Annotated in this window: 14 protein-coding genes and 1 pseudogene; 5 read left to right on the forward strand and 10 right to left on the reverse strand. The window is 74.5% G+C overall.

What is annotated here, in order from left to right; genetic code table 11:
• Window positions 1-297: alpha/beta fold hydrolase (locus tag KPF22_RS00435; protein WP_224400919.1), on the reverse strand; the 297-nt coding region annotated here is incomplete at its 3' end.
• Window positions 298-317: 20 nt separating this feature from the next.
• Here KPF22_RS00435 and KPF22_RS00440 point away from each other — a divergent pair.
• Window positions 318-926 carry a class I SAM-dependent methyltransferase gene (locus KPF22_RS00440; RefSeq protein WP_208822870.1) on the forward strand — a complete coding sequence of 203 codons (609 nt, stop codon included), beginning with the start codon at window positions 318-320 and terminating at the stop codon, window positions 924-926.
• Here the strand turns inward: KPF22_RS00440 and KPF22_RS00445 are convergent.
• A complete protein-coding gene (locus KPF22_RS00445; RefSeq protein ID WP_224400920.1) occupies window positions 916-1767 on the reverse strand; it encodes an alpha/beta fold hydrolase in 852 nt (283 codons plus the stop codon). The two genes, KPF22_RS00440 and KPF22_RS00445, sit on opposite strands and share 11 nt — an antisense overlap.
• Before the next feature lie 57 nt (window positions 1768-1824).
• On the opposite strand from KPF22_RS00445, the gene KPF22_RS00450 reads away from it, so the two are divergent.
• The 4 genes from KPF22_RS00450 (at window position 1825) to KPF22_RS00465 (ending at window position 5408) form a co-directional block, all read left to right on the forward strand.
• A complete protein-coding gene (locus tag KPF22_RS00450) occupies window positions 1825-2295 on the forward strand; it encodes a MarR family winged helix-turn-helix transcriptional regulator (RefSeq protein ID WP_224400921.1) in 471 nt (156 codons plus the stop codon).
• 65 nt (window positions 2296-2360) lie between these two features.
• Complete coding sequence (locus tag KPF22_RS00455) at window positions 2361-3248, forward strand: alpha/beta fold hydrolase (protein WP_224400922.1); 888 nt, start codon at window positions 2361-2363, stop codon at window positions 3246-3248.
• Between the two features lies 1 nt (window position 3249).
• Complete coding sequence (locus KPF22_RS00460) at window positions 3250-4260, forward strand: TIGR03617 family F420-dependent LLM class oxidoreductase (RefSeq protein ID WP_224400923.1); 1011 nt, start codon at window positions 3250-3252, stop codon at window positions 4258-4260.
• A complete protein-coding gene (locus KPF22_RS00465; protein WP_224400924.1) occupies window positions 4257-5408 on the forward strand; it encodes an acyl-CoA dehydrogenase family protein in 1152 nt (383 codons plus the stop codon). Before KPF22_RS00460 ends, KPF22_RS00465 begins: the two co-directional genes overlap by 4 nt.
• Window positions 5409-5464: 56 nt before the next feature.
• Here KPF22_RS00465 and KPF22_RS31705 read toward each other — a convergent pair whose 3' ends face one another.
• The 8 genes and pseudogenes from KPF22_RS31705 to KPF22_RS00505 all read right to left on the reverse strand — a co-directional run.
• Window positions 5465-5869 carry a transglycosylase family protein gene (locus KPF22_RS31705; protein WP_307799481.1) on the reverse strand — a complete coding sequence of 135 codons (405 nt, stop codon included), beginning with the start codon at window positions 5867-5869 and terminating at the stop codon, window positions 5465-5467.
• Between the two features lie 378 nt (window positions 5870-6247).
• Window positions 6248-6631, reverse strand: a complete 384-nt coding sequence (locus KPF22_RS00475; protein WP_224400925.1) for a hypothetical protein — start codon at window positions 6629-6631, stop codon at window positions 6248-6250.
• A gap of 14 nt (window positions 6632-6645) precedes the next feature.
• Window positions 6646-7278: a class I SAM-dependent methyltransferase gene (locus tag KPF22_RS00480; RefSeq protein WP_062398605.1), complete on the reverse strand. Its 633-nt coding sequence runs from the start codon at window positions 7276-7278 to the stop codon at window positions 6646-6648.
• Window positions 7279-7309: 31 nt separating this feature from the next.
• Window positions 7310-7717, reverse strand: a complete 408-nt coding sequence (locus KPF22_RS00485) for a hypothetical protein (RefSeq protein ID WP_224400926.1) — start codon at window positions 7715-7717, stop codon at window positions 7310-7312.
• Window positions 7704-8153: a DUF1707 domain-containing protein gene (locus tag KPF22_RS00490; protein WP_224400927.1), complete on the reverse strand. Its 450-nt coding sequence runs from the start codon at window positions 8151-8153 to the stop codon at window positions 7704-7706. Before KPF22_RS00490 ends, KPF22_RS00485 begins: the two co-directional genes overlap by 14 nt.
• Window positions 8154-8208: 55 nt before the next feature.
• Window positions 8209-8739 carry a PadR family transcriptional regulator gene (locus KPF22_RS00495; RefSeq protein WP_100878974.1) on the reverse strand — a complete coding sequence of 177 codons (531 nt, stop codon included), beginning with the start codon at window positions 8737-8739 and terminating at the stop codon, window positions 8209-8211.
• A gap of 17 nt (window positions 8740-8756) precedes the next feature.
• Complete coding sequence (locus KPF22_RS00500; RefSeq protein ID WP_224400928.1) at window positions 8757-8990, reverse strand: hypothetical protein; 234 nt, start codon at window positions 8988-8990, stop codon at window positions 8757-8759.
• 210 nt (window positions 8991-9200) lie between these two features.
• Window positions 9201-9723 (reverse strand): annotated as a pseudogene (locus KPF22_RS00505) (hypothetical protein); the annotation flags it as partial.

Raw genomic sequence — 9723 nt, forward strand, 5'->3', positions numbered from 1 at the left:
GTAGACCAGCTCGCGGACCCGGTCGCCGATCTCGTCGAGCGCCCCGGTGACGACCATGCCGCCGTAGGAGAACCCGAGCAGCACGATGTCGCGCAGGTCCTCGTAGAGCACGGCGGCGACCACGTCGCGCACGTGGACGGACAGGTCGATCCACGGCCCGGCCAGGTGCGAGCGCTCCCCGATGCCGGTGAGCGCGGGCGTCACCACCTCGTGCCCGGCCGCGCGCAGCAGCGGGCGCACCAGGTGGAAGGAGTGGGCGCCGCCCCAGGCGCCGTGGACCAGCACGAACGTCGTCATGACGGCAGACTCCCACGACGATGAGCGATTTCCCCGACGGCTTCTTCGACCGCGCCGACCCGGCCGACGACCGCGAGTTCTATCTGCCCCCGCGCTTCGTCCAGCACATCGACGAGGGCGCCATCGCCGCCGCGTCGGCGTTCTACGGCGAGATCGGCACCACCGGCCGGGTGCTGGACCTGATGTCGTCGTGGGTGTCGCACCTGCCGCACCGCCCGGAGCACCTGACCGTGCTGGGCATGAACCGGGCCGAGCTCGCCGCCAACGAGATGGCCCACGAGGCCGTCCGCCACGACCTCAACGCCGACCCGGTGCTCCCCTTCGCCGACGCCGCGTTCGACGCCTGCGTCTGCACCGTCTCGGTCGACTACCTGACCGACCCGGTCGCGGTGTTCGCCGAGGTGGGACGGGTACTGGTGCCGGGCGGGGTGTTCGCCGCCACGTTCTCGAACCGCTGCTTCCCGACCAAGGCGGTCCGCGGGTGGCTCGCCTCCGACGACAGGACGCGGGTCGCGATCGTCGGGGAGTACTTCCGGCGCAGCGGCGCATTCGACACCCCGGTGGCCCGTGACTGCGGCGCGCCCGGGGATCCGCTGTACGCGGTGTGGGCCCGCACCCCTACCGGCTGACGAAGTCCAGCACCGCCCGGTCGAACTCCCGCGGACGCTCCATGTTCGGGTAGTGCGCGGTCCCACCGATCTCGCCGGAGCGGCCGTCCGGGACGGCGGCGACCGCGTCGGCGACGATCCGCCGGTGGTCGTCGGAATCGAGGGCGCCGACGAGACCGAGCAGCGGCACCGGGAACGCGCCGGCGCGCTCGGCGGCGTCGTCGAGGAAGCCGATCGGGCCCGGGGGCGCGGCCGGGTCCGCGGGCAGGTGGTGGGACAGCAGGTCGACCGCCATCAGCCGGATCTCGGCGAGGACGGCCGGGTCCACGTCGGCCTCCGTGCGGAACGGGCCGGGCACGAACTCCAGGAACACCCGGACCCAGCGCTCGGCGTCGAGGTCCAGGCGCGCCTGCTCCCAGCGCGCCATGGTGTCGACCGTCCACGGGTCGGTCCACACCGGCTCGCCCGCGCCGGCGCCGCACAGCACGACCCGGTCGACGAGGTCCGGGCGTTCCAGCGCGGTGTCGAACGCGACCCGCGCCCCCATCGACAGTCCGACGAGCGCGACCGGCCCGGCGTCGAGGTGCTCCAGCAGCGCGGCGAGGTCGGCGTGCGGCCGGTAGCCCTGCGGGCCGGGCGTCGACGACGCGCCGTGCCCGCGGGCGTCCGGCACCACGACCCGGTGCCGGGCGGACAGCGGACCGATCTGACGCGACCACATCCGTCCGTCGACGGCGCCCCCGTGCAGCAGCACCAGCGGCGGGCGCCCGTCCGGGTGCGGGCCGGTGTCGCGGTAGGCGATCCGGCCGTCCTCCACGGGCAGGAACGTCGGGACGGTGACCTGGGCGAGGGCGAGTGTCATGACAACCAAGGTGTCATCATTCGTGCACCATGACAACCCAGGTGTCATACTCGGATCGTGCCCGACATCGACGACACCGCCGAGAAGCTGGCCGAGGTCTACGTACTCGTGGGCCCCCTCTACCGGCGGGTGCTGCGCGAGGTCGAGGAGTCCGCGCCGGACAACCGGGTCTCGGCGGGCGTGCGCGCGGTGCTCGACCAGCTCCGACGGCACGGCCCGATGACCGTGCCCGGGATCGGGCGGTCGCAGTCGCTCAGCCGGCAGTTCGTGCAGCGGATGGTCGACGACGCGCTGGCCGCCGGGCTCGTCGAGCGGGCGGACAACCCGCGGCACCGGCGGTCCCCCCTGATCGTGCCGACGCCGGCCGGGCGCGCGGTGATCGACGAGGTCGTCGGGCGGGAGCACGCGCGGCTGCGCGCGGTCGCCGGACAGCTCGACCCCGCCGACGTCGACGCGACGCTGCGGGTACTCGCCGCGATGGTCGCCGACCTGACCGAGATCGAACCGGAGATCGAACCCGGGCATTGACCCCCTCGGCCCGGTGGCGCACGATCCGACCGAGATCGACCCCCCACCACTGGCGGTGCCCACGCATGTCCGACACGTTCACCTTCTCCGGCCGCGACGGCGCCGCCGTCACCGCCTACCGCTGGCTCCCCGCCGCCGCGGGCGACCCGGTGCGCGGGATCGTCCAGATCACCCACGGCATGGGCGAGCACGCCCTGCGCTACGTCGCCCTCGCCGACGCGCTGACCGCCCGCGGCTTCGCCGTCTACGCCCAGGACCACCGCGGTCACGGCGCCACCGCGGGCGGGCCCGAGAACTTCGGCGTCCTCGGCGACGACGGCTGGGAGCAGCTGGTCGGCGACATCGGGCTGCTGTCCGCGCACGCCCGCGCCGAGCACCCGGGCGCCCCGCTGGTGCTGCTCGGTCACAGCATGGGCTCGTTCGCCGTGCAGCAGTCCCTCGTCGCCGACGGGACGCCGCCGGACGCGGTCGTGCTGTCCGGCACCGCATTGCTCGATCTGATGGAGCAGGGCCTGGACCTGTCCGCGCCGCTGGACCTGTCGTCGTTCAATGCGCCGTTCGAGCAGCGCACCGGTTTCGAGTGGCTCAGCCGCGACCCCGCGCAGGTCGACGCCTACGTCGCCGACGCCCGCTGCGGCTTCGGCCTGGACCTGCCCGGCACGCAGGCGATGTTCGCCGCCGCCCGGCCGCTCGGCGAGGTCGCCACGCTGAAGCGGATCGCGGGCGGACTGCCGGTGTACGTCGTCGTCGGGGACGAGGACCCGGTCAACGCCGGGCTGGCCCTGGTGCGGCCGCTGACCGAGCGCTACGCCGAGGCCGGGCTGCACGACGTCACGCTGAAGGTCTGGCCGGGTGCCCGGCACGAGGTGTTCAACGAGACCAACCGCGAGGAGATCGTCGCGGACCTGCTGTCCTGGCTCGACCGTGTCGTCCCCGAGCAGCGGGGCGCCTGAGGTGCGCGTCGACACCACCGGCGGCTTCTCCGCCTCCCCGCTCGAGACCGAGGCGGCGGCCGTCGCCGCGGAGGCCGAGGGCTACGACGCCCTGTCGGTCCCCGAGACCTCGCACGACGCGTTCGTGTCGTTGGCGCTGGCCGCCCGGGCGACCAGCCGGATCCGGCTGCAGTCGGCGATCGCGGTCGCCTTCGCCCGCAACCCGATGACGCTGGCCTACCAGGCCAACGACGTGCAGCTGCTCTCCGGCGGCCGGTTCGACCTGGGGCTCGGCTCGCAGGTCCGCCCGCACATCGAGCGCCGGTTCGGGATGCCGTGGAGCCGCCCCGCGGCCCGGATGGAGGACTTCGTCTCCGCCCTGCGGGCGATCTTCGACGCCTGGGCCACCGGGGACCGGCTGCATCACCGCGGCGAGTTCTACTCCCACACCCTGATGACCGAGTTCTTCTCACCGGGGCCGAACCCGCACGGGATCCCGCCGGTGATGCTGGCCGCGGTCGGCGAGCGGATGACCGAGGTCGCGGGCCGGGTCACCGACGGCCTGCTGGCGCACTCGCTGACCTCGCCGTCGTACCTGGCGGAGGTGACGCTGCCCGCGCTGCGCCGGGGACGCGGCCGCGACGACCTCACCGGCTTCGACGTGTGCCTGCCGGTCTTCGCGGTCCTGGGCGCCGACGCCGGGGCCCGGGCCGTCGCCGAGGCCGGGGTGCGACGCCAGATCGCCTTCTACGCCTCCACCCCGCCGTACAGGCCGGTGCTGGAGCACCACGGCCGTGGCGCGCTCGCCGACGAGCTCAACGGACTGTCGCGCCGGCAGGCCTGGGACGAGATGACCGGCCTGGTCGACGACGACCTGCTGGCCCTGTTCGCCGTCGCGGGCGACCCGGCCGGGGTGGCGTCCGGGATCGCGGACCGCTACCGCGGCCTCGTCGACCGGGTCTCGCTCAACACCCCCTACGACGCCGACCCCGCCCTGGTGCTCGACGTCGCCACCCGGCTGCGCGCGGCGTGAGCACGCATCCGGAGATCCGGGAGGGGGTCCGCGCGGTCTGCTCCGGCTTCGGGGCGGAGTACTGGCGCACCTGCGACCGCGAGCACCGGTTCCCGCAGGAGTTCCACGACGCGATGGCCGCCGGCGGCTGGATCGGCATCGCCGTCCCCGAGGCCTACGGCGGCGGGGGCGCCGGGATCTCCGAGGCCGCCGCGGTGATGGAGGAGGTCGCCGCGTCCGGGGCGGCGATGAACGGGGCGTCGGCGATCCACCTGTCGGTCTTCGGGATGAACCCGGTCGTCCGGCACGGCTCGGAGGAGATGCGGCGGCGCTACCTGCCCCGGGTCGCCGACGGGTCGCTGCAGGTCGCGTTCGGCGTCACCGAGCCCGACGCGGGACTCGACACCACCGCGATCACCACGACCGCCCGCCGCGACGGCGACCGGTACCTGGTCCGCGGGCGCAAGGTGTGGACGTCGAAGGCGCCGTTCTGCGACAAGGTCCTGCTGCTGGTGCGCACCACCCCGCGCGCCGAGGTGACGAAGCGGACCGACGGGCTGTCGCTGCTGCTCGCCGACCTGCAGCGCCCCGAGGTCACGATCACCCCGATCGACAAGCTGGGCCGCAACGCGGTGGTGTCCTGCGAGGTCGTCTACGACGACCTGCCCGTCGACGCCGCCGACCTGGTCGGCGAGGAGGGCCGCGGCTTCCGGCTGGTCCTCGACGGGCTCAACCCGGAACGGATCCTGATCGCCGCCGAGGCGCTGGGCACCGGGCGGGCCGCGCTGGCCGCCGCCGTCGCCTACGCGAAGGAGCGCACCGTGTTCGGGCGGCCGATCGGCCAGAACCAGGGCATCGCGTTCCCGCTGGCCGAGGCGCACATGCGGCTCCGGGCGGCGTCGCTGGTGATCGCCGACGCCGCGGCCCGCTACGACGCGGGCGAGCCGTGCGGCGAGCAGGCCAACACCGCGAAGTTCCTGGCCGCCGAGGCCGCGTTCTTCGCCGCGGACCGGGCGGTGCAGACCCTCGGCGGGTTCGGCTACGCCACCGAGTACGACGTGAGCCGCTACTTCACCGAGGCCCGCCTGATGCGCCTGGCACCGCTGCCGCAGGAGATGGTGCTCAACCACGTCGCCGAGCACGTGCTCGGGCTGCCCCGCAGCTACTGACACACGACGGCGGCCGGTGACCCGCCCGGGTCACCGGCCGCCGTACGTGCCGCGGACTACCGCAGACCCAGCTTCTTGGAGCAGGCCGGCCACGCCTTCCAGCCCTGGGCGTCCAGGACGTTCTCGGCGACGCGGATCTGCTCGGACTTGCTGGCCTTGTGCGCCTTGCCCGACCCACCGAAGGCCTTCCAGGTGGACGGCGTGAACTGCAGGCCGCCGGAGAAGCCGTTGCCGGTGTTGGTGTTCCAGTTCCCGCTGGACTCGCACTGGGCGAGCTTGTCCCACGTCGAGGTCGCGACGGACTGCGTGGGGACCGCGACGGCGGCGGGGGCGACCGCGGCGGAGGTCTCGGGGGCGGCCGTCGCGGGCCCGGCGAGGGCGAGCGGAGCGCCGAACGCCAGGACACCGGCGACGAGAGTTCCGACGAAACGCCCACGGATGGACATGCGCGTGCTGCTCATTGTGTGATCACCTGAGGTCCGGACCCACGGCTTTCCGGGCGGGCCGGTCGCGCGGGGAGCGCTGTGCCGGTGTCGTCGCGAGGGGACTCGCGGCCCGCGGCCCCGTCTCGGTCCGTGCAGGTCGACTGGCCGGGGACCGCGGGACGGGGCCGTGGTGGCGTGGCGGTTCCGGCACTTCGGTGCATGCCCCGGCCCGTGTGGACCGGAGCGACCACGAAGGTCGCCGACCGGCCGAGATCAGGTCAAGCGGACGACCGGTGACGTATCACACGGAGATAACGACGGGATACGTCGTCGCAGCTCAGAAGCGCATTCTCACGATCACGGAACCGACAGCGAGCAGGCCGATGCTTTCGATCCGGAGATGTTCCACCGGCATCAGCGGCGCGGCGCGCCCTCGGCCCGGCGCAGGGTGAACACCGCGATCCGCACGACCATCGCGTCGAGCAGCAGACCGCCGAACGCCCACGCATCGAGCCAGGCGGTCCAGTTCCTCCCCTGCGCGACGGCGAGGAGCCCGGGCACGAGGAACAGCGCGACACCGAGCCCGCCGGCGACGGCACAGGCGAGCAGCGCCGCGCCGTCGGCCCGGCGCAGCAGCAGGAGCAGCGACACGACGGCGGCCGCGGCGACGAGCCCGTCCAGCCCGGCCAGGACCGGCCCCGTGGCGCCGAACGCGAGCCGGACGTGCACGGCGGCCGAGAGCACCAGCAGCACGGTCAGGATCCGGCGCCCGGTCACCGGGCCGCGGTCGTCGCTCATGGGTCCATCCTCGCCTACCGCACCCGCAGCACCAGGAGGCGGCAGTCGACCTGCTGCCCGGACCGGTAGGGCGCGACCTCGATCGAGACGGCCTCGAACACGTCGGCGGCGGCGAGCCGGTCGACCTCGGCACGGTAGCCACCGGACTCCCACACGTCGTCGAGGACGGTCGCGACCAGGTAGCCGCCCGGCCGCACGACCCGCGTGAACTCCGCCAGCGCCGAGGGCCCGACGTGGGCGTGGGTGAGCGTCCCGACGCAGACGACGACGTCGTAGGAGTCGTCGGGCAACTCCAGCGCGGCGGTGAGGTCGGCCTCGCGCAGGTCCCGGTAGGCGCCGGTGGCGCGGGCCCGCTCCAGCATCCCGGCCGACAGGTCGATCCCGTCGACGGTGGTCGCGCCGCGCTCGCGGAGCGCGACGCCGACCAGCCCGGTGCCGCACCCGGCGTCGAGGATCTCCCCGCCGGGGCCCGCGGCCGCGACGACGGCGTCCGCGGTGACCGCGGGCGCGACGTAGCCCTGGGCCTCGCCGGTGAGGTCGGCGTCGTAGGTGGGGGCCCACTCGTCGTAGAGGGCCCGGGCGTCGGCCGGGCCGCTCAGTGAGTAGGCGCGTTCCAGGTGGGGGTCGCCCCCGGTGCTCGTGGCCATCGCCCGATCATGGTGGACGGCCCGCGGGCTGTCATGCGCGCCCGAGCAACCCCCGGCGCGGCGGGTCGGCGGCGAGCAGCGAGAGCGCGCACAGCGCGCCCCAGCCGGCGGCGACCATGGTCGCCTTCTCCCGGGCGTCGCGGTCGGGGAGCTGCGAGCCCAGCACCACGAGGTCGACGATGTCGGCGCCGACCCGCACCGCGATGGCGGCCTTGAGCGGGGGGCCGGCCGGAGCCAGCGCCATGGCCAGGCCGGACGCGAGGTCCCGTCCGCCGACCGCCCGCGCGAGCAGCGTGGTCCCCGCGGACGGGGTCCGGCCGCCACCGGACAGCTTCGTCGGCGACAGCAGCACGTCCGGCTTCGCGGCGACGGCCGCGCCGTAGGCGGCGGTGGCGGCGCCCAGCAGGCGGGGGATCCAGGTCAGGTCACGACGGGGCATGTACCCGGTGTACCCGTTCCGCGCCGGTTCTCGCCCGCCCGCACGGACCGGCGACCGAGCGACCGGTGAGCGTGCCGAGCGTGAGCACCGCACCCCACGGCCCGATCACCCAGATCGGCCAGAAGTAGCCCCCGCCCCCGCCGAGCGCGACGGCGGCCCAGACCGTCAGGACGACCACCGCGGTCAGTGCCCACGGCCCCCAGGTCGCAGCCAGGACGGTCCGGCGGACCCGGCGCTCACGCTCCGGGTCGGCGGGTCGCGGCAGCCGGGGCAGGTCCGCCTCGACCGCGGCGAGCTCCGACGCCGTGCGCGCCGCGGTCACCTGCTCGCTGCGGGTGGAGAACTCGGCGAGGTCGAGCCGCCCGTCCCCCACGTGCCTGCCGAGCCGTTCCAGTGCGCGCTCCCGCTCGGCGTCACCGATGCGTACGTCCATCATGACCACCTCCTGATCGGATATCGAGACTATCCGCTATCCGTGCCGGGAGCACAAGTCAGAGCTCGTCGAGGAAGGCGAGCGCCGCCTCCGCCGAGGTGCGCCGCCAGGCGGCCAGCATCCGGTCGAACTCGTCGGCGCCGCCGTCCCCCGCCCGTCCGGCCCGGTCCTGCTCGGCCCGCAGCGCCGCGACGATCGGGGCCAGCTCGCGACGCTGGGCGTCGACCAGCGCGGTCGCATCCCGGCCGTGCCGGTGCAGCACCGCCAGCTTCAACAGGAACTCCGAGCGCAGGTCCCGCACGTGCGGGACCGGGGTGCCCAGCCAGGCGTCGACGTGGCCGCGGCCGGTGGGGGTCGCGGCGTAGAGGGTGCGGGGCGGACCGCCCTTCGTCTCGACGGCCTCGGCGGTGATCAGGCCGGCGTCGACCAGCCTGCCGATGGCCCGGTACACGACCGGGCGCGGGATCTGCCACACCCGGCCCAGCTCGCCGTCGGCGGCGGTGAGCGCGGCGACGGCGAAACCGTGCACCGGACGCTCGCCGGCCACGGCCAGCACCACCCATTCGGCGAGTCCCAGCCGCGGAAGCATCGGGCCAGCGTAGGGCCTCAGCGGTTGACGGCCGCCCCGTTGCCCTCCGCCCAGGAGAAGCCGCGGTCGTAGAGGAAGCGCAGCTCCGGATCGCTCTCCAGCACGAGCCGCTGCCCGTCCCCGGCCAGCTCGACCCGGCCGTCGGGCCGGACCGCCCAGGTGAGTTCGACAGTCCGGGCGGCGGGCTCGAACATCGGGGCGGCCCCGGACTGCGGCGGGTTCCACTCGACCCGGATCGTCCGGTCCCCCACGGGCCGCCACGTCCCCCGGACGAAGGTGCTGTCGGCGAGCCGGAGCGAGATCCCGGCGGACCCGGACTGCGGGTAGCCGGGGATCGGGATCGACGGGCCGACGTAGGTCCACTGCCCGACGGCGACGTGCTGCCAGCGCCGGTCGTCGGCGAGCCGCGCGGCCGGGGCGTCGGGTCCTCCACCACCCGGTACACCCCGGCGAGCGCGAGGTCACTGCGCTGGAGTGCGGGCTGGAACTGCTGGAACAGCACGCCCTGCGCGGCGACCAGGGCCAGCCCGAGCACCGGGACGAGCGAGCACCGGGACGAGCACCGGTGACCCGGCGGACCCGCGGCCACGGCAGCAGCCGCGGGACCCCTCGGTCGCCGCCGTCGGACGCCCGGCCAGGAACCGGACCACGCGCGGCAGCTCGGGGACCGCGACGAGCGCGAACCCGACCGTCAGGGCGAGGGCGAACTGCTTGACCGGCACGTCGTAGGTCATGTTCAGCAGGAAGACGGTGCCGAGCGCGACGGTCCCGAGCAGGCCGCCGATCCACGCCGTACGCCGGAACACCAGCAGCAGCACGACGACGAGCTCGGCGAACCCGGCGAGGAACTGGATCACCGGGGAGTAGGCCATGAGCCCCCACAGCAGGCCCATCGGACTCTTCTCACCGGTCATGGTCAGCGCGTCGGAGTAGTCGGCCCGGCCCATCTGGGACAGGTTCAGCTTGGACCAGACGTAGGCCTGC

The sequence above is a fragment of the Pseudonocardia sp. ICBG1034 genome (assembly GCF_020131375.1).
GTDB lineage: Bacteria > Actinomycetota > Actinomycetes > Mycobacteriales > Pseudonocardiaceae > Pseudonocardia > Pseudonocardia alni.